14 protein-coding genes are annotated in these 26,006 nt (G+C 67.1%); 6 read left to right on the forward strand and 8 right to left on the reverse strand.

Going from position 1 to position 26,006, the window contains the following annotated elements:
- Nucleotides 1–168: 168 nt before the first annotated feature.
- Both ABE546_RS17470 and ABE546_RS17475 read right to left on the reverse strand, forming a co-directional pair.
- Complete coding sequence (locus tag ABE546_RS17470; protein ID WP_313219263.1) at nucleotides 169–1,824, reverse strand: MFS transporter; 1,656 nt, start codon at nucleotides 1,822–1,824, stop codon at nucleotides 169–171.
- A 66-nt stretch (nucleotides 1,825–1,890) separates the two neighbouring features.
- Nucleotides 1,891–3,318 (reverse strand): DcaP family trimeric outer membrane transporter, encoded by a 1,428-nt coding sequence (locus ABE546_RS17475; RefSeq protein ID WP_313211921.1) that lies wholly within the window; start codon nucleotides 3,316–3,318, stop codon nucleotides 1,891–1,893.
- Nucleotides 3,319–3,837: 519 nt separating this feature from the next.
- Here ABE546_RS17475 and acs point away from each other — a divergent pair.
- The 3 genes from acs (at nucleotide 3,838) to ABE546_RS17490 (ending at nucleotide 7,596) form a co-directional block, all read left to right on the forward strand.
- Entirely contained in the window at nucleotides 3,838–5,781 is a 1,944-nt protein-coding gene (gene acs / locus ABE546_RS17480; RefSeq protein WP_346464590.1) for an acetate--CoA ligase, read from the forward strand.
- A gap of 205 nt (nucleotides 5,782–5,986) precedes the next feature.
- A complete protein-coding gene (locus tag ABE546_RS17485) occupies nucleotides 5,987–6,652 on the forward strand; it encodes a response regulator transcription factor (RefSeq protein ID WP_121040978.1) in 666 nt (221 codons plus the stop codon).
- A 365-nt stretch (nucleotides 6,653–7,017) separates the two neighbouring features.
- Nucleotides 7,018–7,596: a manganese efflux pump MntP family protein gene (locus tag ABE546_RS17490; RefSeq protein ID WP_313211923.1), complete on the forward strand. Its 579-nt coding sequence runs from the start codon at nucleotides 7,018–7,020 to the stop codon at nucleotides 7,594–7,596.
- Between the two features lie 24 nt (nucleotides 7,597–7,620).
- On the opposite strand, the gene ABE546_RS17495 is transcribed toward ABE546_RS17490, so the two are convergent.
- From ABE546_RS17495 to glyQ, 6 genes are all read right to left on the reverse strand, one after another.
- On the reverse strand, nucleotides 7,621–11,070 hold the full coding sequence (locus ABE546_RS17495; RefSeq protein ID WP_346464591.1) for a PAS domain-containing hybrid sensor histidine kinase/response regulator: 3,450 nt from the start codon (nucleotides 11,068–11,070) through the stop codon (nucleotides 7,621–7,623).
- Nucleotides 11,071–11,148: 78 nt separating this feature from the next.
- Complete coding sequence (locus ABE546_RS17500) at nucleotides 11,149–13,296, reverse strand: S46 family peptidase (RefSeq protein ID WP_346464592.1); 2,148 nt, start codon at nucleotides 13,294–13,296, stop codon at nucleotides 11,149–11,151.
- 107 nt (nucleotides 13,297–13,403) lie between these two features.
- On the reverse strand, nucleotides 13,404–17,249 hold the full coding sequence (locus ABE546_RS17505) for a translocation/assembly module TamB domain-containing protein (protein ID WP_346464593.1): 3,846 nt from the start codon (nucleotides 17,247–17,249) through the stop codon (nucleotides 13,404–13,406).
- Nucleotides 17,246–19,030 carry an autotransporter assembly complex family protein gene (locus tag ABE546_RS17510; protein ID WP_346464597.1) on the reverse strand — a complete coding sequence of 595 codons (1,785 nt, stop codon included), beginning with the start codon at nucleotides 19,028–19,030 and terminating at the stop codon, nucleotides 17,246–17,248. Before ABE546_RS17510 ends, ABE546_RS17505 begins: the two co-directional genes overlap by 4 nt.
- A gap of 284 nt (nucleotides 19,031–19,314) precedes the next feature.
- Complete coding sequence (gene glyS / locus ABE546_RS17515) at nucleotides 19,315–21,411, reverse strand: glycine--tRNA ligase subunit beta (RefSeq protein ID WP_313211928.1); 2,097 nt, start codon at nucleotides 21,409–21,411, stop codon at nucleotides 19,315–19,317.
- Nucleotides 21,408–22,319 (reverse strand): glycine--tRNA ligase subunit alpha, encoded by a 912-nt coding sequence (glyQ, locus tag ABE546_RS17520; protein WP_102788722.1) that lies wholly within the window; start codon nucleotides 22,317–22,319, stop codon nucleotides 21,408–21,410. Before glyQ ends, glyS begins: the two co-directional genes overlap by 4 nt.
- Before the next feature lie 81 nt (nucleotides 22,320–22,400).
- Between glyQ and ABE546_RS17525 the strand changes: the two genes are divergently transcribed.
- The 3 genes from ABE546_RS17525 to ABE546_RS17535 all read left to right on the forward strand — a co-directional run bounded on the left by ABE546_RS17525 (nucleotide 22,401) and on the right by ABE546_RS17535 (nucleotide 25,965).
- Nucleotides 22,401–24,239 carry an ATPase, T2SS/T4P/T4SS family gene (locus tag ABE546_RS17525; RefSeq protein ID WP_313211931.1) on the forward strand — a complete coding sequence of 613 codons (1,839 nt, stop codon included), beginning with the start codon at nucleotides 22,401–22,403 and terminating at the stop codon, nucleotides 24,237–24,239.
- On the forward strand, nucleotides 24,211–24,930 hold the full coding sequence (locus tag ABE546_RS17530; RefSeq protein ID WP_313211932.1) for a glutamine amidotransferase: 720 nt from the start codon (nucleotides 24,211–24,213) through the stop codon (nucleotides 24,928–24,930). Before ABE546_RS17525 ends, ABE546_RS17530 begins: the two co-directional genes overlap by 29 nt.
- A gap of 135 nt (nucleotides 24,931–25,065) precedes the next feature.
- Nucleotides 25,066–25,965 (forward strand): BPSS1780 family membrane protein, encoded by a 900-nt coding sequence (locus tag ABE546_RS17535; protein ID WP_313219253.1) that lies wholly within the window; start codon nucleotides 25,066–25,068, stop codon nucleotides 25,963–25,965.
- Nucleotides 25,966–26,006: the final 41 nt, after the last annotated feature.

Below are 26,006 nucleotides of genomic sequence, written 5' to 3' on the forward strand. Positions count from 1 at the left end.
CGGCGGGCGGCGGGCGGGGGGGCGGGGGTTGCGCGGGCCGTGGCCGGGCCGCCGCGCCGGGGGGCCGGAGCCTTTCGGGGGTCCCGCCCCGCCCCCGGCACTACCCAGGACACAAAAAAGGGCCGCGATCTGCATCGCGGCCCCTTGGTCATACCGTGTGGCGCACCGCTACTTGGTGATGTCCACATCCTTGGTTTCATGCAGGAACAGGCCGCCCACCACGACCGTCATCAACGCGATGATGATCGGGTACCACAGGCCGTAGTAGAGGTTGCCGGTACCGGCCACCAGCGCGAAGGAAATCGCCGGCAGGAAGCCACCGAACCAGCCGTTGCCGATGTGGTACGGCAGCGACATCGAGGTGTAGCGGATACGCGTCGGGAACAGCTCGACCAGGTAGGCGGCGATCGGGCCATAGACCATCGTCACGTACAGCACCAGCAGCCACAGCATGAAGATCGTGCCGGGGATGTTGATGCGCGCGTTGTCAGCCTTGGCCGGGTAACCGGCGGCACCCAACGCACCCTTGAGCTCTCCGCCGAAGGCATCGCCCTTGGCCTTGAGTTCTTCCTTGGTCAGGCCTGCAGCCTCGTAGGAGGTCACGGCGGTGGTCCCGACGTTGACCGTCGCCAGCGTACCGGCCGGTGCCGGCTTCACTTCATAGGGCACACCGGCTTTGGTCAGGGCCGCGGTGGCCACGTCGCAGGAGCTGGTGAACTTGCGCAGGCCGACCGGATCGAACTGGAACGAGCAGGTGTTCGGGTCGGCATTGACCAGCGCCGGCGAGTTGGTGCGGGCTTCTTCGATGGCCGGGTTGGCGAAGTGGGTCAGGCCCTTGAAGATCGGGATGTAGGTGATGGCGGCCAGCAGGCAGCCGGCCAGGATGATCTTCTTGCGGCCGATACGGTCGGACAGCCAGCCGAAGAAGATGAAGAACGGCACGCCCAGTGCCAAGGCTGCGGCGATCAGCAGATAGGAGGTGGTGGCGTCGACCTTGAGCATGCTGCTCAGGAAGAACAGCGCGTAGAACTGGCCGCCGTACCACACCACGGCCTGACCGGCTGCGGCACCGAGCAGGACCAGCAGCATCAGCTTGAGGTTGCCGTCCTTGAGGCTGTCACGGAACGGGGTCTTGGAGCCCTTGCCTTCAGCCTTCATCTGCTGGAACAGCGGGGATTCGCTCAGCTGCAGGCGGATCCACACCGAGATGCCCAGCAGCACGATCGAGACCAGGAACGGAATACGCCAGCCCCAGGCTTCGAACGCTTCATTGCCCAGGAAGTAACGGCAGGCCAGGATGATCAGCAGCGACATGAACAGGCCAAGCGTCGCGGTGCACTGGATGAAGCTGGTGTACAGGCCACGCTTGTCGGCCGGTGCGTGCTCGGCGACGTAGGTCGCCGCGCCACCGTATTCGCCACCCATCGCCAGGCCCTGGGCCAGACGCAGGATGATCAGGATCACCGGGGCGGCGAAACCGATCGACGCATAGTTGGGCAGCACGCCGACCAGGAAGGTCGAGATGCCCATGATCAGGATCGTGACCAGGAAGGTGTACTTACGGCCGATCCGGTCACCGAGGCTGCCGAAGAAGGCCGCGCCGAACGGGCGCACGAAGAAGCCGGCCGCGAACGCCAGCAGGGCGAAGATCATGCCCGTGGTTTCATTTACGCCGCTGAAGAACTGCTTGGCGATGATCGCGGCGAGCGAGCCGTACAGGAAGAAGTCGTACCACTCGAAGACGGTCCCCAGGCTGGACGCGAAGATGACCTTCTTGTGTCCCTGGGTAAGTTGGGCTTTTGTTGGTGCGGGTGTGGTGGACATAAGACGCTTCCCCTCCGAAGCAATCGTTGTGTTGTGCCGGCTGTACACCGGCAATCGTTTTTTCTTTTAGAAGCTGTATTTCGTCGTGAACTGCAGGCGGCTGATATCGCCCTTGCGGCCATCCTCGATCTCGCGCACGCCGTACATCAGCTCGGCGCCGACATCGACCTTGGGCATTGGTGTGTAGAACACGTTGCCGCGGATGCTCTGCACGCTCTTGGTGACCAGCGGGCCAAGGCTGCCGTCGTTGTCGTAATCGCTGCGCGCGTAGATCAGGTTGGTGCGCAGCTTCGGAGTAAAGGCATGGCGCCAGCCCACATAGCCGGCCAGCACGCCGGTCGGGTTGAGTTCGTCGCGGGCGATGTCATACGCGGTATCGGCGGTGACGCCCAGGCCGATGTAACGTGCGATGCCTTCGCCACCGGTGACCTGGTAGTGCAGCGTATCGGTCGGGCCCATCACCCACTTGCCGCCCAGGGTGAGGCCGCCGGCGATCTTGTCCGCATCGGCACCGGTGGTCTGGTTGTCGACCTTGAGCTGGCGGACCACGCCGCCGACGCCGAAGGTGCCCCAGTCACCCTTCCAGCCATAACGCAGGGTCAGATCCGGCAGCGCGCCGCGATCGGAGTTGCTGGCCACGTTGGTCCACGCGCCGGTGACCGGGTTGCGGGTGCCGGTGAGCAGCGTGGTTTCCGGGTTTTCCAGCGCGACGCTGAAGCCGCCCTGGGTGTAGCGGATCTGTGCCTGGCGCACGAAGATCACACCATCGGTCGGGCCGACGAAGTCCGCCGCTTCCGGCAGCGACGCGGCGTCCATGAAGTTCGACCAGGTCTGGCCGGCCATCCAGTTGTTCCAGTACATGTAGGCGTGACGCAGGGTCGCACCGTAGGTATTGGTCGCGGTCTGGTTGCCCAGTGAGTTGCCGAAGAAGTCCATCTCGAAGAACGCACCGGACTTGTTGCCGGCCTCGCTGACATTGTCGATGCCAAGATTGAAGCGCGAGAACTTGGCGTGGGCGTTGTAGTCCACGTCCGAACGCTTGCCGCTGCCGCCGGCACCGGCCACCGGGGTCTGGCCCGGCAGGTACAGCGCGCGACCGGTGGCATCGTCGGCCAGCTGACCGTCGCCGGTCTGGGTGGCGAGGAAATCGGCCTTGATGAAGCCGCCGATCTTGACCGTGGTCCCCGGCGCGGCGCCCGGGGTGATGGTGGTGACCTGGATCGGCTGCTTGCCGGCCGGCACGGTGGCCGCCACCGGTTGCTGCGCCTGCACGGTGCGCACCGCGGTGACATCGGTCTGGGCCTGGCTGATCTGGACCTGCTGTTGCTGCTGGTTGTTCAGCAGCAGCTGGACCTGGCGCTCCAGTTCCACGACGCGGGCTTCCAGTGCTTTCTCTTTTGCGGTTTCGGCGAACGCCATGCCTGGCGCGATCAATGCGACGAACATGGCGGCGGCCAACGGCCGGCGTGTCGTCCTCAGCAAACGGTGGCTCATGTTGCCCTCTCTCCCGGGTGGCAAGGTGATGCCGCGCATGGGGCACGGTCGAGCCGAGGGTGCGGCGGGTTGACGCACCGAAGCTATTGGCCATTAGTCGTACTCGCCCCAGCGGGGCGAGTACGACCCGGGCGCCGGCAGGCGGCCGGCAGGTGCCGAAGGCACCGTGTAGGTACCGACCGTTGGTCGGTACGCAGTGCCTCACGACCAACGGTCGTGAGCTACCGGGGCGAATGGCCGTGTGCCTCACGACCAACGGTCGTGAGCTACCGGGGCGAACGGCCGTGAGCCTCACGACCAACGGTCGTGAGCTACCGGGGCGAACGGCCGTGAGCCTCACGACCAACGGTCGTGGGCTACCGGGGTCAACGGCCATGTCATATCGGGGTGGTCGGCGTTCGACCATGGTCTAACCACCCCGATACCGCGCAGACGGGTGGATGCGGCAAACTGAGGGGGAGAGGTCGCCACTTATGTTGCGACCGCACAACCCCAAGTCAACGTGCAAGTGAGGGTGCCATGGCTGATCTTTACCCCGTCGACGCCGCGTTCGCCGCGGCATCGCGGATCGACAAGAACACGTACCAGCAGCTCTACCGCGAATCGGTGGAGCATCCGGATGCCTTCTGGGGCAAGGCCGCCGAGCGCCTGGACTGGTTCAAGAAACCGACCCGCATCAAGAACGTCAGCTACCAGCTCGACGATTTCCGCATCAAGTGGTTCGAAGACGGCGAGCTCAACGCCAGCGTCAACTGCCTGGATCGCCAGCTCGACAAACGCGGCGACAAGATCGCCCTGCTGTTCGAACCGGACAGCCCCGATGCACCGTCGCAGGGCGTCACCTATCGCGAGCTGTATGAGCGCACCTGCCGCCTCGGCAACGCGCTGCGCAACCTCGGCGTCAAGAAGGGCGACCGGGTCACCATCTACCTGCCGATGATCGTCGACGCCGCGGTGGCCATGCTGGCCTGCGCGCGTATCGGTGCGATCCACTCGGTGGTGTTCGGCGGCTTTGCCCCGAACTCGATCGCCGACCGCGTCATCGACTGCGGCAGCAAGCTGATCATCACCGCCGACGAAGGTCTGCGCGGCGGCAAGAAGATTCCGCTCAAGGCCAACGTCGATGCGGCGCTGAAGCTGCCCGGCACCACCACCGTGGAAACGGTGCTGGTGGTCCGCCACACCGGCGGCGCGGTGGACATGCAGGCCCCGCGCGACCGCTGGTTCCACGACGTGGTGGATCCGCAGCCGACGCAGTGCGAGCCCGAGCGCATGAACGCCGAGGATCCGCTGTTCATCCTCTACACCTCCGGCTCCACCGGCAAGCCCAAGGGCGTGCTGCACACCACCGGCGGTTACCTGCTGTACGCGGCCTACACCCATGAAGCGGTGTTCGACCTGCGCGAGGACGACATCTACTGGTGCACCGCCGATGTCGGCTGGGTCACCGGCCACAGCTACATCGTGTACGGTCCGCTGGCCAATGGCGCGACCTCGGTGATGTTCGAAGGCGTGCCGAACTTCCCGAACACCTCGCGGTTCTGGGAAGTGATCGACAAGCACCAGGTCACCATCTTCTACACCGCCCCCACCGCGATCCGCGCGTTGATGCGCGAAGGCGATGCACCGGTCAAGCGCACCTCGCGCAGTTCGCTGCGCCTGCTCGGCAGTGTCGGCGAGCCGATCAATCCGGAAGCGTGGCGCTGGTACTACGAAGTGGTCGGCGACAGTCGCTGCCCGATCGTGGATACCTGGTGGCAGACCGAAACCGGCGGCATCCTGATTTCCCCGCTGCCGGGCGCGGTCGATCTCAAGCCGGGCTCGGCCACCCTGCCCTTCTTCGGCGTGCAGCCGGCGCTGGTCAATGCCGATGGCGAGATCCAGGAGGGGGCCACCGAAGGCAACCTGATCATCCGCGATTCGTGGCCGGGCCAGATGCGCACCGTCTACGGCGACCATCAGCGTTTCATCGATACCTACTTCCGCACCTACCCGGGCAGCTACTTCACCGGAGACGGCTGCCGTCGTGACGAGGATGGCTACTACTGGATCACCGGCCGCGTGGACGATGTGATCAACGTTTCCGGCCACCGCATCGGCACCGCCGAGGTGGAAAGCGCGCTGGTCTCGCACCCGAAGGTGGCCGAAGCGGCCGTGGTCGGCTTCCCGCACGACATCAAGGGCCAGGGCATCTATGCCTACGTGACCCTGATCGCCGACGAGACGCCGAGCGATGTACTGCACAAGGAGCTGGTGGCCTGGGTGCGCAAGGAAATCGGTCCGATCGCCGCGCCCGACCATCTGCAGTGGGCACCGGGCCTGCCCAAGACGCGCTCGGGCAAGATCATGCGCCGCATCCTGCGCAAGATCGCCGAGAACGCCCCGGACCAGCTCGGCGACACCTCGACCCTGGCCGATCCGTCGGTCGTGGCCTCGCTGGTGGAAGAACGCAAAGTGAAGTGAAGTAACCCTTCACCGTGCAGGCGCAGGATGGGGCCGCGTCATCGCCTTCGCGCTGTCGCTCCCACGATCCGCAAGCGGATCGTGGGCCCCGCCTCACCAGCACCCACACCCCGCCGCTTCGCGGCCGCCCCCTGACTCAGGGGGCTGTCATCTCGATAGACCTTTTCGTTGCGTCGCTGCACGCCTCCGCAACATGGCCCCCACCATGACGACCCTCCTGATTGCCGATGACCATCCGCTGTTCCGCGAAGCCCTTCGCGGGGCCGTGCAACGCGTCATCCCCGGCGTGCAGCTGTACGAAGCGGACAGCGTGGAAGCGCTGTACCAGCTGGCCGACCAGCACACCGACGCCGACCTGGTCCTGATGGACCTCAACATGCCCGGTGCGCAGGGCTTCAACGCGCTCGTGCATATGCGTGCCCTGCACCCGCAGCTGCCGGTGGTGGTGGTGTCCGCACGCGAAGAGCCGACGGTGATGCGCCGCGCGCTCGACCATGGCGCCTTCGGCTTCATCCCCAAATCCGCCGATTCGGACACGATCGGCCATGCACTGGGCACCATCCTGGATGGTGAGACCTGGGCACCGCCGGAAGCGCACAACGTGCCCCAGACCGGGCGCGAGGAACGCGAGATCGGCCAGCGCCTGCGCGAGCTGACCCCGCAGCAGTTCCGGGTATTGCAGATGCTCGGCGCCGGCCGCCTCAACAAGCAGATCGCCTACGACCTCAATGTCTCCGAAGCGACGATCAAAGCCCACGTCACCGCGATCCTGCGCAAGCTGGGCGTCACCAACCGCACCCAGGCGGTGCTGATGGCCGGCAAGCTGGCCATCGATGACGAGCAGATCGTGTTGCCGCCCGAAGAGGAGTGAGGGCACCACGCGGATCGGTGGCGTAGAGCCGACCGTTGGTCGGCTGCAGAGCCCGATCACGCCGTGCAGCCGACCAACGGTCGGCTCTACCCGCCACGGCTTATAGCCGGGGCTATGAAATCCAGCGTTACCTGCGCAATTGCCGGTAAACGCGCCACGCCACAACCCCGGTGCTAAGCTTCGCGTCCCCTTGGGGAGTAGCCGGATTCCTGCTGAAGGAATCGCCCGTATCAACATACTCGGCCAGTGCGCCGTGGTGCGGGCAACCATCTTGGTTGGCGAGACCAGCGGTCCGCGTGCGCAACGACAGGTTGGGCGCGTCCGCGGTCCGTTGCTCGCTCTCGCCCGACCTGTCGCGTATCCCAATGTCCCCCATTTCGATCCTGCTGATCGGCTTTGCCATGTCCACCGATGCCTTCGCTGCTGCCATCGGCAAGGGCGCGGCCATGCGCAAGCCACGCTTTTCCGACGCCTTGCGCGCCGGCCTGATTTTCGGTGTCATCGAAGGCATCACGCCGGTGATCGGCTGGCTGCTCGGCCGCGCTGCGCTGGCGTATGTGGAGGCCTTCGATCACTGGATCGCGTTCGGCCTGCTCGGTGCGCTGGGCGTGCACATGATCATCAACGGCCTGCGCCCCGACGAGGGCGGCGACGAGGAAGACACCAGCAAGCACCATGGCTTCTGGCGCCTGGCAATGACCGGCTTCGCCACCAGCATCGATGCGATGGCAGTCGGCATCGGCCTGGCCTTCCTCGACGTGCATATCGGTGTGATGGCGCTGATCATCGGCCTGTGCACGCTCACCATGGTGACCGCCGGCATCATGCTCGGCCGCGTGCTGGGCGGCATGGTCGGCAAGCGCGCCGAGATCATCGGCGGCCTGATCCTGATCATCATCGGCTCGACCATCCTGTACGAACATCTCAGCGGCGCCGTGGCCTGACCGGCGGTCACGCCCGCCCCACGGCTAGAGATCGCCGCGGGTGTCGTGGAAGGCGGCCAGGAAGGCCCGCAGCGAGGCCGGCTTGATCGGTTTGGTCAACAACCGATAGCCGCGGTCACGCGCCATCCGCTTGAGCTCGTCGCGGCCGTCGGCGGTGAGCAGCGCCCCCGGAATCGCACGCCCGGCCTTCTGGCCCAGCGCCACCAAGGTATCCAGCCCGTCCAGGCGGTCATGCAGGTGGTAATCCACCAACATCACGTCCGGCCGTTCGACCACTTTCTCCAGTGCCTGGTCAACGGTGCTGGCGGTGATCACCTGCACCTGCCAACGGCCCAGCAGCGCCCGCATGCCATCCAGGATTTCCTGATCGTTATCCACGCACAGCACGCGCATGCCGGCCAGTGAATCGGCGCGGGTGACCGGGCTCGGTGCCGGCAGTGCGTCTGCGGTCGGCAAGGCCGGGGCCGCCACGAGAGGCAGCAGGATCGAGAACATGCTGCCGCTGCCGACCCGGCTGCGGGCGTTGAGGCGGTGATCGAGCAGGCGCGAGATACGCTGGCAGATCGACAGGCCCAGCCCCAGGCCCTGCTCGCCCCAGTCGAACGGCTGCTGGTAGCGATGGAACTCATCGAAGATCTGCTGCATGTGGTGTTCGGGAATGCCCGGGCCGGTATCCCATACCTGCAGTTCCACTTCCGGCCCGCGATGGCGCACGGCCAGCACGATGCGGCCCTGGCGCGTGTAGCGCAGCGCATTGGCCAGGAAGTTCTGCAGCACGCGGCGCAGCAGGCGGCGATCGCTGCGCACCCAGGCCGGCCGCGCGAACAGATCCATGCGCAACCCACGGCCGGCTGCGACGGGCGAGTACTGCGCCGCCAGCTCGCGCATCAGCAGGCTGACATCGAATTCACCGATCACCGGATGCAGGCCACCGGCATCCAGACGGGAGACATCCAGCAGGCCATCCAGCAGTTCCTCGGCTGCACGCAACGAGGCATCCACGCGCTCGGCCAGATGCCGTTGCTCTTCGTTGTTGTGGTGGCTCTCACGCAGCGCTGAAGCGAACAGACGGGCAGCATTGAGCGGCTGCAGCACGTCGTGGCTGATCGCGGCCAGGAAGCGCGTCTTGGACTGCTGGGCCACTTCGGCTTCATGCGAGCGCTCGGCCACGCGCTGTTCCAGCGTTTCGTTGGCTTCCAGCAGCGCGCGCTCGGCGTGCTTGTAGTCGGTGATGTCGTTGTAACTGGTGACGTAGCCACCGCCGGGCAGCGCCTGCCCGCGCATCTCGATCACCTTGCCGTCGCTGCGGGTGCGCTCGAAGATGTGCGGCGAGCCGGCTCGCATGTAGCCGATGCGGCGGTTGATCTGCAGCTCGATGTCGCCCTCGCCGAGCTCACCGCGCTCGGCGTTGTAGCGGATCAGGTCGGCGACCGGCCGGCCCACGTAGAGCATCCCGTCGGGGTACCCGAACATCTGCTGGTAGCGGCGGTTCCAGGCGGTCAGGCGCATGTCCGGATCGACCACGCTGACCCCCGCGCTGATGTTCTCCAGGGTGGTGGAGAGAATCTCGCGGTTGAAGCGCAGTTCCTGGCCTGCCTCGTCGAGCACCGCCACCACTTCGCCCAGGTCCATGCCCGAACCGCGCAGCAGACTGGTCAGCAGCAGGCGGGCCGACGCCGCGCCGATCGAGGCCGCCAGCAGGCGCTCGGTGAACTGCACCCAGGCACGGTCCGCCGGCGCGGAGGCCTGCAGCTCGCGGTCCATGGACTGCGCCTGCTCGAAGAACGATCGACGGGCATGACGGTCGCCCACCACGCGCGAGGCCAGCGCCAACAGGTCACCGACATGCACGTTTCCCGGCCACGCACCGGCCACCGATGGGCGCTGCGCGTAGGGATCCAGGAACGGCGCCGCACGCAGGCGTTCATCCACGCCCGGGCGCCAGCGCACCGAGACCAGCACCATCGCCGCGACATTGACCAGCAGCGACCAGAACGTGCCGTGCGTCAGCGGGTCCCAGCCGCTCATGCCGAACAGGTGCTGCGGCTGCAGCCAGCCGATCCCGAACGGGCCCTGCACCAGCCAGGCCGACGACATCCAGCCGGCCTGGGTCAGCGCCGGCAACAGCAGCGTGTATACCCAGGTGCCGAAGCCGAGCAGCATGCCGACTTCGACGCCGCGGCGGCTGGCACCGCGCCAGTACAGCCCGCCGATCAGCCCCGGGGCGAACTGCGCGACTGCAGCGAAGGCCATCAGGCCGTAGGAGGCCAGGGTACTGTCGTTGCTGCTGCCGCGGTAATAGCTGTAGGCCACCAGCGCCAGCAGCAGGATCGCGGTACGGCGAATCCACAACACGCGCGAAGCGACATCCGCCGCCTCTTGATGATCGCCACTGCGGCGCAGCAGGACCGGCATCACCAGATCGTTGCTGACCATGGTCGCCAGCGCGATGGAGGCCACGATGACCATGCCGGTCGCGGCCGAGAAGCCGCCGACATAGGCGACCAGCGCCAGGAACTTGCGGCCTTCGGCGAGCGGCAGGGCCAGCACCATGCTGTCGTCGGCGACGCTGCCACCGGTGCCGAACAGGGTCACGCCGGCGGTGGCGATCGGAATCACCATCGCCGAGATGATCACCAGGTAGGCCCCGAACATCCAGCGCGCGCGGCGGATATCACGCACATCGCCACACTCGACCACCGCCACATGGAACTGGCGCGGCAGGCAGATGATGGCCAGGAAACTCAGCAGCGTCTGGGAAATGAACCCGACCGGTGGCAAGCCGGTGAACAGCGTATGCGCCGACTCGATCACCGCATCGGTGCGGTCGTTGAGCCACAGGTAGGCGAACAGGCCCAGCGCGACCATCGCGATCAGCTTGATCATCGATTCCAGCGCGATCGCCAGCATCATGCCGTGGTGGTGCTCGGTGGCATCCACCTGGCGGGTACCGAACAGCGTGGCGAACAGCGCCATCAGCAACGCCACGTACAACGCGGGATCCGTGAAGAAGCCAGTCGGGCCGACGTTGCCGGTCAGCACCTGCAGGCTCATCGCGACGGCTTTGTACTGCAGGGCCAGGTACGGCACGATGCCGATCAACGCGATCACCGCCACCAGTGCGGCCAGGCGGCGTGAGCGGCCGAACCGCGAGGAGATGAAATCGGCGATGGAGACCACGTTCTGGCTGCGTGCGATCAGCGCCAGGCGCTCGATGATCCGCCAGCCGAACACCCACAGCAGCAGGGGCCCCAGGTAGATCGGCAGGTAGCCGATGCCATTGCGCACCGCCGTGCCGACCGCACCGTAGAACGTCCATGACGAGCAGTACACGGCCAGTGCCAGGCTGTAGACCACCGGGCGCAGCCACGGGCGATCCGGGTACATCGGGCGACGGTCGCCCCACCACGCCACGCCGAACAGCAGCGCGGCATAGGCCACTGACACCAACAGCAGGATCCAGCTGGAGACCACGCGGGTGTTTCCGTGAGAGCAGCCCGCAGTGTAGGCCACGACCGTTGGTCGTGGCGTTCCAGGGCGGGCCGCCGTGCCTTATTCGGCCGGGACGCCCATTTCCTTCAACAGCTCCGGCGCCGGGTAGACCTTGGCCAGCAGCCAGCGCAGGTAGCGCATGTCCACGTGCACCGCGCGCTTGAAGCGCGGATCGAACCACCAGCTGGCGCTGACCGACTCCCAATTGCTGTCGAAGTTCAGGCCGATCAGTTCGCCCTGTGCGTTGAGCACCGGCGAACCGGAGTTGCCGCCGGTGGTGTCCAGGTTGGTCAGGAAGTTGACCGTCTGGGTCTTCAGCACCGGATCGGCGGTGGAGCCGAAATCACCCTTGGCGATCGCGTCCAGCAGCGGCTTGGGCGCATCGAACGGGTAGGCGTTGGTGTTCTTCTCGACGATGCCGGCCACAGTGGTCACCGGGTCGAAATGCACCGCATCGCGCGGCGACAGCGCCTCGACCTTGCCGTAGCTGATGCGCAGGGTACGGTTCGCATCCGGGTAGACCGCGCGGCCCTGCTTGGCACGCCAGGCGAACAGCGCCTGCATGTACGCCGGGCGCAGGCGCAGCTGCTCGCCTTCGCGGGTCTTGCGCTCGTCATCCAGGCGCAGTTGCGCGGCGACCAGCGGGCCGGCCAGATCGATCAGCGGATCGCGTGCCAGCGCCTTGCCCTCTTTCGCCGCGGCAAAGCGCGACAGCCGCTCGGCTTCGTCGCCCAGGCGCGTGGTGGCGTACAGCGTATCCAGGGTCTTGGCCAGCGCGGCCGGGGTGCGGCCGAAGGCCGCGTCGAACGCGGGCACGCGCTGCGCGTCGGGCAGCTGCTGGTAGCGGGTCAGCAGCGTGGTCAACAGCGCTTTTTCGATGGCCGGATCGTAGCGGCGCTGGACCTGCTTGAGCACGCCCTCGATCAAGGCCAGATCGCGCTGCTGGTAGCCCGTGTCACGCTCGGCATCGGGCTTGGCCGATTCGATGCGCAGGCGCTCCAGGGTCAGTGCCGAGCGCAGCAGCTGGCTCTGCGCCGCGAGCAGATCGAGCAGCAGATCGCGCTCGCCCACTGATGCGCCGCTGGACAGCGAGCTCAGCAGGGACTGGATGTCGCCCCGGTACGTCGCGTCGGTGGCCTGCAGCATCGCTGCCTCATCGGCGGCACGCTGCGCCTTGGCATCGCTGCGCAGCAGGCCTTCCAGCTCGCCAGCGGCGCGCTTGCGGTTGTTCTTCAGCGACTGCAGCTGCGAGGCGTAACGGGTGCGTGCCTGCGCATCCTTCGCACTGGCCGCTTCGATGGTGTCGATCATCTGCTGGAACACCGCCACGCGGCGTGGCAGCACGGCATCGATCTGGCCGGCGAATTCCGCGGCGGTGCGATGGCGGTAGGTGATGCCCGGGTAACCGGCCAGCATCGCGTAGTCGCCGGTCTTCGGGCCGTCGATCGCCATCTTCAGGTGCGCCGGCGGGTGGTACGGCACGTTGTCCACGCTGTACGGCGCGGGCTTGCCGTCCTTGCCCACGTAGGCACGCAGCAGGGTGAAATCACCGGTGTGGCGCGGCCACATGAAGTTGTCGATCTCATCGCCATAATTGCCGATCGCGCGCGGCGGCGCGTAGACCAGGCGCACATCGCTCAGCTCAAGCTGGCGGATGCGATAGAAATCGGTGCCGTAGTACATGTCCGCCACGCTGCAGCGGATGTTGCCTTCTTTCTCGCACTCGGCCACCAGCTGCTTGCTGGCGCGGTCGACCGCATCGAAATACGCCCGTCCGGTCTTGCCGCGCGCATCGCGCAGCACTTCATCGGTGACCTTGTCGAACCCGACCGTGACCAGCACGCGGAAATCCGGGTTGGCCGCGCGCTCATCGCTGCGGCCCTTGGCGATGAAGCCGTCGTTGATCAGGTTGTGCTCGGGCGAGGTGTTGTACTGGATCACGCCCATGGCCACATGGTGGTTGGTCAGCAGCAGGCCGTCGTCGGAGACGAACGAACCGGTCCCGCCACCGGCACGCACCACCGCACTCAGCGGCGGCGCGGTGACGTTGGCCAGGTCGCCCGGGTTGCCCTTGAAGCCGGCCGCCTTCAGCGGTTTGGCCAGGTCCGGCAGCTGGGTCGGCATCCACATGCCTTCGTCGGCATGGGCGCCGGCAGCGAGGGTCAGGCCAAGCGCCAGCGCGGCGGTGAGGGGTTTGCGTGAAGACATGGGCACATCCGGTACGTCAGAACAGCCCGAGACCTTAGCCGCTGCGCCCGGCAGGGGCAACGGCCGATGGTTGGGCAAGCACCCGCATCACGACCAACGGTCGTGATCTACTTTTCTTTTCGCCAGTTCAGCGACCCACGGTTTTCCACCGTGCTCGATTCCAGCTCCACATCGAAGCCACGGCGCAGCAGATACTTCAGCGTCAGCACCGAGCCACTGCCGACCAGCGAGACGCCGTAGCCGATGTACAGCTTGGGAGAGATGTACTTGCCGAAGCCGATCACCGAGCCACCCAGCGCGCGCGACTGGCTCACGCCGGCGTCGTCCAGGCCAAGCTTGGCGCCCAGCTGCGAGGCGAGCAGGCCGCTGCCGGCCGACAGCGCCGCCGAGGCCGCGTTGACCTGCTGGGCCTGATCGCTGCTGGCACCGGTGAGGCTGCGTCCCAGCACCAGGTAGGCCAGTGCTTCGGACTGCGACATCGCCGGTTCCGACCACACATCCACGCGCGGCGACTGCGCCCGCCCGGTCACGTCGATGCCGGCGGTGACATCGCCGACGGCGCGCTGGGCACGGATGTTGATGCGCGGATCGGAGACCGCGTTGTAGTTCCAGTTCAAGTTGCCGCGGGTGATGGTCAGGTCCTGGCCGTAGGCCTTGTAGCGCCCACTGACTTCCAGCCCGCCGTTGGCGGTCATCTCACGCCCCGGGCGTGCCCACACCTGCATCTTGCCGGTCAGCGCACCCTTCAGGCCGAACCCGGCCATCTTGACCTTGTCGCCCAGGCTCACGGTCAGGTCCATGTCCAGCGGCGAGCTGGGCCCCTCTTCCGGATCGACCGGGTCCAGCACCACCACATCTTCGGAGACCGAGGTGCCACGATCCAGGCGCTCCAGGTCCAGATCCGCTTCGGGCACGTGCACGGTGCCACGCAGCTGCATCGCGCTGCCGGCCAACGTGAAGTCCAGGTTCGGGTTGGCGATCACGCGCAGCTCGCTGGTGTTGGCCAGCAGCACGTTTTCGCCGTGGATATGCAGCTGCAGCGGCTGTGCATCGCCGAACCACGACAGCCCGCCATCCACGTACAGCGTGCCCTTGCCGGAGTTGGCCTGCGCGGTGATCTTGGCCGAGCCGTCCGGCTGCGCGGTGAAGCTGCCCTTGCCTTCGGCGAAGGTCAGGCCGAGCGCAGGGAACTCGCCATTGAACTTGCTCAGCGTCGCCTCACCGCCCAACGACGGCGTACCACGGGTGCCGCGCAGACTCACGTGGCCTTCGATCAGGCCGGTTGGGCGCACGATGTCGGGCGAGAACAGTTCCAGCCAGTACAGCCGCGCGATGTTCATGTACAGCTCGCCGGTCAGCGGCGCGTTGGCATCCCAGCCGGTCTGAACCTTGGCATCGACGAAGCCGTCGCCCTGGAAACCGACACCGAGCTTGGCGTTGATCTGCTGCGGGGTCATCTCCAGATTCACCGAGAACTGGTCGTAACGCACCAGCTCGCCACGCGCGTTGTCGCCCAGGCGTACCCCGCCTTCGCGCGAGGTGACCGAGGCACTGCCTTCCCACGCGTTGCCGCGGGGGCGGATGCGCCCATCCAGATTCACTTCACCGCGCAGGAAGATGCGGCGCCCGGACTGCGGCGGCAGCCACGGCTGCACCAGCGACAACGGCAAGGCATCGCCGCGCACCAGCAGCCCTTCGCGCGGCCAGTTCGCGCTGGCGCACAGCGCGCCGCCGGTGGCGGCACCCAGGCAGGCGTCGCTCAGGGTGAAGTTGCTGCCCTGCACGCTGAAGGTGGCCGGTGCGCGCAGGCTCCAGGCATCGCCCTTCATCGGTGCGATGCGCAGCGCGGTCAGATCGCCACGCCAGGTCTGGCCCTGCTGGCGCACGCCGCCTTCCAGCGCGACAGCACCCAGCTCGTTCTTCGTCTGTGCATCCAGGCGCAGATTGGAGAGGCTGCCGCGTGCATTGACGTTGAGCGTGTCCAGCAGCATGCCGACCTGGACCTTGCTGCCCTGCACCGCCAGCGTGCCACTGTCGCCCTGCCACGGCAGGCGCCCCTTGATGCTGATCGCCTCGGCGCTCCAGTCGTCCCAGCGCAGGCCACTGCCGACCAGATCGGCGGTGATGTCCGGCGCGGTACGCGCGCCCTTGATCAGCACGTGGCCGCGCAGGCTGCCGCTGCTGTTGGGCAGCAGGTCGTCCAGCTGCACCGGCTCCAGCTGCGCATCGATATCCAGGCGGTCGCCGACCGAGCCCTTGGCGGTCAGGCGGCTGTTGCCCAGCGCCAGCCGGAGGTTGCCCTCGCCCTGCTCGCCGCGCAGCGCGAACTTGCCCTGTGCATCCAGCGCGCGCTTGCGCAGCGTGCCCTTGATGCCGGGCACATCGACGGTGGCTTCGTAGCTGCCAGCGGTACCGGCCGGACTGCCGGCGGGCGGCGGCAACTGGCGGCCCTTCGAGGCAAACGAACCGGACAGCTTGCCGTCCCAGCCCGGCGCGAAGTAGCCCGGATCGAAGCCGGCCAGTTTGGCGGCCACGTCCCAATCCAACTGCGGCGCCCAGGCCACCTGCCCGGTCACGTCGAGCGAACCGCCCGGCGTGCTGGCCTGCAGCTGTTTGATCACGGCGGCCTGGTCATTGCCGCGCACGTCGAACTGCAGATCGGCCACCTGCTTCTCGCGTTCCACCGAGGCACGGCCAACCGCCGCCCACGCCTTGCGCGTGCCGGCCAGGCCCATGCGCGCTTCTTTCAACGTCACCGGCACCGGCGCAGCCGCGCCCGGGGTGGTGGTATCGGCGGCGGGCACGAAGGTGAGGTCGTTGGCGACGATGGAGAAGCGCAGGCTGGCATTTTCCTTGTCGGTGAAATCGGCAATGCCTTCCAGCCGCGCCTGTCCACCGAAGCCCTTCACCTGCAGCGGCGACACGGTCAGTACCTGGTCGGCCAGGCCGACCTTGGACGGTGCCAGTTCCACCGCGATGTCGCCCTGCTTGAAGCTGCCCTGCAGATTGGCCTGGCCACCCTTGCCGTCGGCCTGCACCTCCAGCGCCATCGGCGTGCTGGTGCTCGCGTCCATCCCCGGCACCAGCAGGGCCAGGTCCAGTTCCTTGCTGCGCGCAGCGAGTTTCCACACCGGGTCGGTGCGGCCATCGAACACGAGGCTGGCCTGCAGCGGTGCCGGTGCATTGCCGGCGATCGCCACTTCCATATGGCCCAGGTCACCGCGGGCGACCAGGCCCAGGCGCGCCGGGGTACGCCCGCGCGGCGCCGGCATCAGCGCGCCGAGGGTGATGTCGGTGTCGTAATCGCTGCGCGGCAGGTAATGCCCGTCCACGCGGAAATCGCCGTAGCTGCTGTCCACAATCAGCTGGCGCGCGCGGAATTCGCCATTGGCGATCTCCAGCCCACCGCGCACCTTGGCGATGTCGATCAGCGGCTGCTGCGCCTGGGTGATCCGGAAGCCATCGATGATGATGGTGTCGGCCTGGATCGCCAGCGGCATTTCAATCTGCGGCAGCGAGTCCGGCCACGAGGGCAGCTCGAACGGCTCATCGCTCTTGGCCAGGTTCAACGTGGCGTTCTTGATCTGCAGTGCATCGAGCTGCAGCTTGCGGCCCAGCAGCGGCCGGATGTCCGGATCCAGGTACGCCCGTTCGGCGGTGAAATGGATGTCGTCGTAGCGGAAGTCCAGATCGTGCAGCACCAGCGGCCCGGCGACCGGGCCATCGACCTTGCTCCAGGTGAGCGAGGCGCCGACCGGCAACCGCGCGACCACCTGGGCCAGCAGCACATCGCGGCCCGCCACGGTCTGCAGCAGCCAGTACACCAGCAGCAAGGCCAACAGCACCAGGCCGAGCACGGTGAAACCGGACCACGCCCAGAAGCGGCGCTTGCGGTAGAAACGCACGCGCGGGGGCGGCGGGGTGGCGGGGGCGTAAGGCGTCGGCGTGCTCACAGGTCCGCTCCGATGTTCAGGTACAGCTGGAACTGCGAATCCGGGTTGTTCAGGCCGTGCGCGATATCCACGCGCACCGGGCCCACCGGCGATTTCCAGCGCACGCCGAAGCCCACGCCGGTGTGCAGGTCGATGGTGTTGTCGAACGCGCTGCCGGTATCGATGAATACCGCCGCGCCCCACGGCCCGCCCTTGAAGTAATGCTCATACTCGGCCGAGCCGACCACCAGGTTCTTCGCGCCGAGCGCGTACTTGTCCGGTGGTGCGGTACGCGGGCCGACTTCGCGGAAGGCATAGCCGCGGATGCTGCGGTCGCCACCGGCGAAGAAGCGCAGGCTCGGCGGCATCGCCACCAGATCGCTGGTCCAGGTGGTGCCACCTTCGCCGCGCAGGATCAGGCGGTCGCTGTCGCCGATCGGCACATACCAGCGCAGCACCATGTTGGCCTGCACGAAGCTGGTGTCCGAGCCCGCACCTTCGACGCCGCCACGCAGGGTGGCACTGCCGCTGAGGCCACGGCGCGGGAACATCTCATCGTCCACGTTGACGTAGTCGGCGACCAGCTGCGGGTAGACCAGCGTGGAGGTGTTGTAGACCGCATCGGTGAACTCGGTGCCCGAGGCGTAGCGCCAGCGCTCACGCAGGGCGTTGATCGAGGCGATCGCGGTCCAGTACTCGTTGATCTCGCCGCTGCGGCTGGCCGAGAGCTTGAAGTTGCGCAGGTCGATGTAATCGGTCTGCTCGTCATAGGCGCTGGCGGTAAACGCATACCAGCCATCGAGCCAGGCAAAGCCCGGGATGCGGTAGCTGGTGACCAGGCTCTTGCGCTTCTGCGCATAGTCGAGCTGGGTGTTCATCTTGTGGCCGCGGCTGTTGAGGAAGCGCCGCTCCAGGCCACCGCGCACACCGGCGCCACTCTCGCTGCCGTAGCTCAGGCCGGCGGTGTAGATCGTGCGCTTGGCGCGGGTCAGGTTGACGTCCACCGGCACATCGCCGTTGTCATCGGCCTGGTCCGGGCGCGGCTGGATGTCGATCACGCTGAAGTAATCGAGCTTGGTCAGCGATTCGCGCAGGCGGTCCAGTTTGCCTTCGTGGAAGTAACTGCCTTCGTCCCAGTACACCAGCGGGTCGAACAGCTTGTCGACGAAGTAATCCTGATGGAAGCGGATCTCGCCCATGTTGTAGCGGCGGCCACTGTCCCAGGTCAGATCGACATCGGCCGCGTTCTCGGCGCGGGTGATCTGCACCTGGCGCTGGGTGAAGTCGGCATCGAAATAACCACGCTCGGCCAGGCGCCGGGTGACCCGGATCTTGCTGGCTTCGTACTCGGTGTGCTCGAACCGCTGGCCCTTGCGCGGCTTGAATTTCTCGAGGTCTTCCTGGAGGTACTGGTCCAGCTGGGCCGGGCCGGTGATGTCGATGTGCTCGCGGCGGACCAGGGTCGGCGGCCCTTTCTCGACCTGGATCACCACGCGCAGGTTCTCGCCTTCGCGCGGGCTTTCCACGGTGATGGTCGGGTTGTAGTACCCGAACGGCTCCAGCGCCTCGCGGGTCTGGCGCTCTGCCTGGGACAACAGATATTCCAGCCGCGACTCGCCCTGGACCTTGCCGATGGTGTCGTACAGGGACAGCGAGACCTCGATGTTCTCGATCATCTCGGCATCGTCGCCCTTGTCCAATCCTTTGATGTCCACTTTCTCGATGGTCCCCCGTGCATGTGCCACCGAGGCGGTGGCAAGGGACAGGAACATCAGCGGAAGGGCGAATTTCGTTGGCTGCATGGCGACAGCATAACGGGCCATCGCGAGCATGCGAAATCGGCGTGGCTGTTTCAGAACGGCGGTGAAGAAGCCGTTAAATTCCGCGAGAAAGTCGCTTGCATCACACGCGGCGAGATCGATGACAACACGTCATCGGACAGAAGCGTCCGCGACACCGGGGCGACACCATATGACGCTTCCGGCACGAGTATCGGAGCGCGCCGCCCTCCCGGAAACGCAGAAGGCGCGAACAGCCGAAGCCGTCGCGCCTTCCGGTCCACCGTGGGGCGCGCGGCCCCGCCGCGTCAGTTGGACAGGTGTTCGATCGCCGCCACGCTGCCCAGGCGGTCGCCCAGGCGCTTGAGCAGGGCCAGGCGATTGGCCCGCAGCGCGGGATCCTCGGCATTGACCATCACCGCATCGAAGAACGCGTCCACCTGCGGGCGCAGGCGCGCCAACCGGTTCAACACGCTCACGTAGTCCTTCTGGTGCAGGCTGGCGTTGCTGTCATCGATGGCCGCTTCCACCGCTTCGGCCAGTTCGCTTTCGGCCGGCTCGGCCAGCAGCGCCGGGTCGATCATGCCCGGGATCTCGCCCTCGGCCTTGCGCAGGATGTTGCGGATGCGCTTGTTGGCCGCGGCCAGCGCTTCGGCTTCCGGCAGCGCGGCGAAGGTGCCGATGGCATCGATGCGGCGGTCGAAATCGTACAGCGAGGCCGGCTTCAGCTCGGCCACCGCGTTGAAATGCGTGGCCGGCACGCCCTTGTCGGCGTAGTAGCCGCGCAGGCGGTCGATGATGAAGTCATACAGCTCCTGCGGCAGCGCCTCGGTCTTGCGTTCGGCACTGGGCTGCACGCCCGCCGGCAGGCCCGCCACGGCGGTCGCGATCAGCGCGCGCAGATCCAGGTCGAATCCGCTCTCGATCACCGTGCGGGCCAGGCCCAGCGCATTGCGGCGCAGCGCGAACGGATCCTTGTTGCCGGTCGGCTTCAGGCCTGCGGCAAAACCACCGGCCAGCGTATCCAGACGCTCGGCGATGGCCAGCACCTTGCCCAGCGGCGACAGCGCGATGTCATCCCCACCGAAGCGCGGCTGGTAGGCCTCGTCGATGGCCAGCGCGACCTCGGGCGACTCCCCGCCGACCACGGCGTAATGCCGGCCGGCGATGCCCTGCAACTCCGGGAATTCGTTGACCATGCGCGACTGCAGGTCGTTCTTGGCCAGCACCGCGGCGCGCTTGGCCAGCACCGGCTCGACGCCCACCTGCGGCGCGATGGCCTCGGCGAGGGCGGCCACACGGGTCACTTTGTCGGCGACCGAGCCCAGCTTGGCCTGGTAGGTGACGGTCTTCAGGCCATCGCCCATCGATTCCAGACCCTGCTTCAGATCTTCGTCGAAGAAGAACTTGGCATCGGAGAAGCGCGGACGGATCACGCGCTCGTAGCCCTTGGCCACTTCGGCCACGTCCTTGGAGTCGATGTTGGCGATGCCGATGAACTTCTCGGTCAGCTTGCCGCTGGCATCGAGCACCGGGAAGAACTTCTGGTTGATCTCCATCGTCTCGATCAGCGCTTCCTGCGGCACCGCCAGGAACTCGCGCTCGAAACTGCACAGCACCGGCGCCGGCCATTCGACCAGGTTGACCACCTGCTCGAGATTGTCCGGAGTGATGCGCGCCTGGCCGCCGGCCTGCGCGGCCGCCGCGTTGACCTGCTCGACGATGCGGGTACGGCGCGCGTCGGCATCGACCAGCACGTAGGCGGCCTGCAGCGAGGCGACGTAGTCCTCCGGCGCGCTCAGCCACACGGTCTTGTCATGCATGAAGCGATGGCCGCGGCTCATGCGGTCAGCCTTCAGGCCCAGCACCTCGGCCTCGATGATGTCCGGGCCGTGCAGCAGCACCAGCCAATGCACCGGGCGGGCGAAGCCATAGGTGTGGCTGCCCCAGCGCATCGGCTTGGGGATCGGCATCGCGGCGATCGCCTCGCGCAGGATCTCCGGCAGCAGCGTCGCGGTGCGCGCGCCCGGCGTGGTGGAGCGGTGTACGAAGCGCTCGCCCTTGGCGTCGCTGGTGCGCTCCAGCGCGGTCCAGTCGATCCCGGCCTTGGCGGCGAAACCCTGCAGCGCCTTGGTCGGCTGACCCTCGGCGTCGAGCGCGATGTTCAGGTAAGGGCCGAGCACTTCGGAATGCTGTTCCGGCTGCTCGACGGCCACGCCGGGCAGCAGCACGGCCAGGCGACGCGGGGTCGACAGCGGCTTGGCATCGCCGCGTTCAATGGTCACGCCCCGCTTGGTCAGGCCGTCCACGACGCCATCGAAGAAGGCCTGGGCCAGGCCCGGCAGCGCCTTGACCGGCAGTTCTTCGGTACCCAGTTCAATCAGCAGCGGCTGCATCGTGCTCATGCCTGCACCTCCTTGGCGGCCACGGCTTCGAGGCGCTTGGCCTCGTAGAGCCTGGCCACGGCCTGGGCCAGCGCGCGCACGCGCAGGATGTAGCGCTGGCGCTCGGTCACGCTGATCGCGCGGCGCGCATCCAGCAGGTTGAAGGCATGGCTGGCCTTGCAGACCTGCTCATAGGCCGGCAGCGGCAGGCCGACATCGACCAGCTTCTGCGCCTCTTTTTCGCAGGCATCGAAGCGATGGAACATTTCGTCCACGTCGGCGTATTCGAAGTTGTAGGTGCTCTGCTCGATCTCGTTCTGCAGGTACACATCGCCGTAGGTCACCGGGGTGCCATCCGGACCATAGGTCCAGATCAGGTCATAGACGTTGTCGCAGTTCTGCAGGTACATGCACAGGCGCTCCAGACCGTAGGTGATCTCGCCGAGCACCGGCTTGCACTCCAGGCCGCCGGCCTGCTGGAAATAGGTGAACTGGGTGACTTCCATCCCGTTCAACCACACTTCCCAGCCCAGGCCCCAGGCGCCGAGGGTCGGCGATTCCCAGTTGTCCTCGACGAAGCGCAGGTCATGCACCAGCGGATCGATGCCCAGCGCCTTGAGCGAATCCAGGTACAGCTGCTGGATGTTGTCCGGGCTCGGCTTCATCGCCACCTGGTACTGGTAGTAGCGCTGCAGGCGGTTGGGGTTCTCGCCGTAGCGGCCGTCGGTCGGGCGGCGTGAAGGCTGCACGTACGCGGCATTCCAGCTTTCCGGACCGATCGAGCGCAGGAACGTGGCCGGGTGGAAGGTGCCCGCACCGACCTCCAGGTCCAGCGGCTGGATCAGCACGCAGCCCTGCTGCGCCCAATACTGGTTGAGGGTCTGGATCAGGCCCTGGAAAGTGATCGGAACGTTCGGGATCGCGGACATGCGGCGGATTCTTGCCTGCAGAAGGGGTGCGCTAGTATAGCGACCGACCGCACGGGCCTTCCGTGCCTGGGGAAATGGAGGATGGATCCACGCCTGCCAGCGGCTTATGCCAGCGTCCCTGCCGGGGGCGTGCCCCTGCCGCACGGGCGGCTGGATTTCGACCAGGTCGCCGCGGCCCTGGTTGCCGACGGCCTGGTCGCCGCCGCCGATCTGGAGCGCATCCGCTTTTCCGCCCCGGGCGCACGCAATGCCAGCGAGGTCCACCCGCTGGTGCTGCTGGCCAACCTTAAACTGGGCGCCAGCGCAGGCGGTGAGCTCGGCCTGGAGCGCCTGAGCGAGTGGCTGGCCCAGCGCGCGGGCGTGCGCTACCTGCGGGTGGACCCGACCCGGGTCGACGTCTCGGCGGTCACCGCCCTGGTTTCCCACGCCTATGCCCGCCGCCACCGCTTCCTGCCGCTGGCGGTGGACAGCGAGCGCGTGCTGGTCGCCACCAGCGAGCCGCTGGCCCAGGAATGGTTGCGCGACCTGCAACACCTGAGCCGCCGCCGGATCGAGCTGGCGATGGTCAACCCGCTCGATCTGCACCGCTACACCATGGAGTTCTACGGGGTGACGCGCTCGGTGCGCGGCGCCCGTGGCGATGTCCGCGGCGAGACCAGCAGCACCCTGCCCAGCTTCGAGCAGCTGGTCGAACTGGGCCGCGCCGGCGACGTCAACGCCGACGACCAGCACATCGTGCACATCGTGGATTGGCTGCTGCAGTACGCCTACGAGCAGCGCGCCTCGGACATTCATCTGGAGCCACGCCGCGACATGGGCCGCATGCGCTTCCGCATCGATGGCGTGCTGCACAAGGTGTTCGAGGTGCCGCCGGCGGTGATGACCGCCGTGGTCAGCCGGATCAAGGTGCTGGGCCGGATGGACCTGGCCGAGCGCCGGCGCCCGCAGGACGGCCGCATCAAGACCCGCTCCCCGGGCGGGCGCGAAGTGGAAATGCGCCTGTCGACCATGCCCACCGCGTTCGGCGAAAAGTGCGTGATGCGCATCTTCGACCCGGATGCCGCCTTCAAGAGCATCGACCAGCTCGGCTTCAGCCCGCAGGAGGCGGCCGGCTGGACCGCCCTGGTCGAGCGCCCGCACGGCATCGTGCTGGTCACCGGGCCGACCGGCTCGGGCAAGACCACCACCCTGTATTCCACGCTGAAGCGGCTGGCCACCCCGGACGTGAATGTCTGCACGGTGGAAGACCCGATCGAAATGATCGCACCGGAGTTCAACCAGATGCAGGTGCAGACCAACATCGACCTGGATTTTGCCAGCGGCGTGCGCACCCTGCTGCGGCAGGACCCGGACATCATCATGATCGGCGAGATCCGCGATCTGGAGACCGCGCAGATGGCGGTCCAGGCCTCGCTCACCGGCCACCTGGTGCTGTCCACCCTGCACACCAACGATGCGCCCTCGGCGATCACCCGTCTGCTCGACCTGGGCGTGCCGCATTACCTGCTCGCCTCCACCCTCAACGGGGTGCTGGCCCAGCGCCTGGTGCGCACCCTGTGCAGCAGTTGCAAGGTGCCCACGGTGCTCTCGGCCGAGCAATGGGCGGTGCTGACTGATGCCGATGCAGCATTACCTGAGGCGCCCACGCCATATGCGCCGGTCGGCTGCATCGACTGCCGCCGCACCGGTTTCCTGGGCCGCGTGGGCCTGTATGAGTTGCTGCCATTGGGTTCCAGCCTGCGCCGACACATCCGCGCGGACATGGATCTGGCCGCCTTCAACCGTGCCGCACGTGCTGAAGGGGTACGAACCCTGCGTCGCGCGGGACTTGAAAAGGTAGCGGCAGGGCTGACTACAATCGAGGAAGTCCTCTCGGTCCTGCCTCCCCCGGATGAATTCCGCCCCATTCCTGATTCTTGAAACCGGCCAACCCGTCGCCTCGCTGCGCCGTTACGGGCGGTTTTCGCACTGGATCCGGGTCGCGGCCGGGCTGGACGCCGACGAGACCGTGGTGGTCGATGTCGAGCAGGGCGGCACCCTGCCCAGCCACCGCGATTTTGCCGGGGTGATCGTCAGCGGTTCGGCCGCCTACGTCACCGACCGCGCCGAGTGGAGCGAACGCAGCGCGCAGTGGCTGCGCGCTGCCGCCCACGACGACCGGCCGGTGTTCGGCATCTGCTATGGCCACCAGCTGCTCGCCCACGCGCTGGGCGGCGAAGTGGCCTACAACCCGGCCGGCCGCGAGTCCGGCACGATCGAGCTGGCGCTGGATCCTTCGGCGGTGGACGACCCGCTGTTCGGCGGCCTGCCGGCGCGCTTCCCGGCCCATGCCACCCACCTGCAGACCGTGCTGCGCGCGCCCGAGGGCGCGGCGATCCTGGCACGCTCGGCGCAGGACAACTGCCACGCCTTCCGCTGGGGCGCACATGCCTGGGGCGTGCAGTTCCATCCGGAGTTCGCCACCCACCACATGCGCGGCTACGTCCGCGCCCGCGCCGAGTGCATCCGCCAGCACGGCGGTTGCGCGCGCAGTGTCGCCCGCGACGTCAGCGCCGCGCCGCTGGCCCGCCAGCTGCTGCGCCGTTTCGTCCGCCAGGCACGCAACGCCTGAGGGCTGCACCGGCATGCCCCCGGACGCAACGCAGCGTCCGCGCCGCGCAGGGCGGCCTTCAGGTCACGCGCCGGGAAAACAGGGATAATCGACCGCAATCGGGCGTTCGCGCCTTCTCCCCTGTCCCGGAATGTTATGAGCGAGATTCGCAAGCTGCCGGCCTCCGCCGGCGCGGAATGGCTGGTGTCGGGTTTCACCCTGCTGCGCAAGGCGCCGTTGGCGCTGGGCCTGCTCGGCGTGATCTGGGCCGTGGCCGCGTTGCTGGTGATGTCGCTGGCGATGGTCAGCCCGGCGCTGAGTACCCTGGCGCAGCTGTTGATGGCGCTGGCCGGCCCGCTGTTCTTCGGCGGCCTGGTGTGGGCCGTGCGCGAAGTCGACCAGGGTCGCGTGGCGCAGCCTGCGCACCTGCTGCAGGGCCTGCAGGAAGGCCGCGCCTTGAACCTGCTCGCCTCGCTGCTGCCGCAGCTGGTGGCCGGCCTGTTCCTGGGCGTGTTGTTGCTGGTGCTGATCGGCAGCAGTGGCCTGCAGCACCTGAGCGAGGTGATGGTGCAGCTCAACGCGATCAGCCAGTCCGGCGCGCAGCCGGACCCGGCGCAGATCGAAGAGCTGATGGCGAGCCTGCCGGCGATGCGCATCCTGCTCTGGCTGGCACTGGTGGTGGTCACCTTCCTGGCCATGGCGCTGGCGCTGTTCACCCTGCCGCCGCAGGTGATGTTCGAGCATCGCAACGGCCTACAGGCGATGCGCCTGAGCCTGCGCGCCTGCCTGCACAACGTGCTGGCGATGCTGGTGTTCTTCCTGCTCGCCTTCGTGGCGGTGTTTGCGATCTATTTCGGCGTGATGCTGGTGGCCCTGATCGCGCAGCTGATCGGCGGCACGATGCTCGCGCTGTTCGTTGCGCAGCTGCTGCTGATGGGCGTGGTGATGCCGGTCTTCGCCGGTGCCATCTACACGGCGTGGAAGCAGATGTTCGGCCAGCAGGGGCCGCAGACCCCGCCGCCGATGCCGGGCCCGAACAACGTGTTCGCCGCCTGATCAACAAAAACCCCGGCCTTGGCCGGGGTTTTTGTTTGTGC

Source organism: Stenotrophomonas sp. TWI377, from assembly GCF_039674525.1.
Lineage (GTDB): Bacteria > Pseudomonadota > Gammaproteobacteria > Xanthomonadales > Xanthomonadaceae > Stenotrophomonas.

Excerpts from the sequence above, each read along its gene's own strand:
- ABE546_RS17470 (WP_313219263.1), bottom strand. The coding sequence starts at position 1,824 with ATGTCCACCACACCCGCACCAACAAAAGCCCAACTTACCCAGGGACAC.
- ABE546_RS17475 (WP_313211921.1), bottom strand. The coding sequence starts at position 3,318 with ATGAGCCACCGTTTGCTGAGGACGACACGCCGGCCGTTGGCCGCCGCC.
- acs (WP_346464590.1), top strand. The coding sequence starts at position 3,838 with ATGGCTGATCTTTACCCCGTCGACGCCGCGTTCGCCGCGGCATCGCGG.
- ABE546_RS17485 (WP_121040978.1), top strand. The coding sequence starts at position 5,987 with ATGACGACCCTCCTGATTGCCGATGACCATCCGCTGTTCCGCGAAGCC.
- ABE546_RS17490 (WP_313211923.1), top strand. The coding sequence starts at position 7,018 with ATGTCCCCCATTTCGATCCTGCTGATCGGCTTTGCCATGTCCACCGAT.
- ABE546_RS17500 (WP_346464592.1), bottom strand. The coding sequence starts at position 13,296 with ATGTCTTCACGCAAACCCCTCACCGCCGCGCTGGCGCTTGGCCTGACC.
- ABE546_RS17510 (WP_346464597.1), bottom strand. The coding sequence starts at position 19,030 with ATGCAGCCAACGAAATTCGCCCTTCCGCTGATGTTCCTGTCCCTTGCC.
- glyS (WP_313211928.1), bottom strand. The coding sequence starts at position 21,411 with ATGAGCACGATGCAGCCGCTGCTGATTGAACTGGGTACCGAAGAACTG.
- glyQ (WP_102788722.1), bottom strand. The coding sequence starts at position 22,319 with ATGTCCGCGATCCCGAACGTTCCGATCACTTTCCAGGGCCTGATCCAG.
- ABE546_RS17525 (WP_313211931.1), top strand. The coding sequence starts at position 22,401 with ATGGATCCACGCCTGCCAGCGGCTTATGCCAGCGTCCCTGCCGGGGGC.
- ABE546_RS17530 (WP_313211932.1), top strand. The coding sequence starts at position 24,211 with ATGAATTCCGCCCCATTCCTGATTCTTGAAACCGGCCAACCCGTCGCC.
- ABE546_RS17535 (WP_313219253.1), top strand. The coding sequence starts at position 25,066 with ATGAGCGAGATTCGCAAGCTGCCGGCCTCCGCCGGCGCGGAATGGCTG.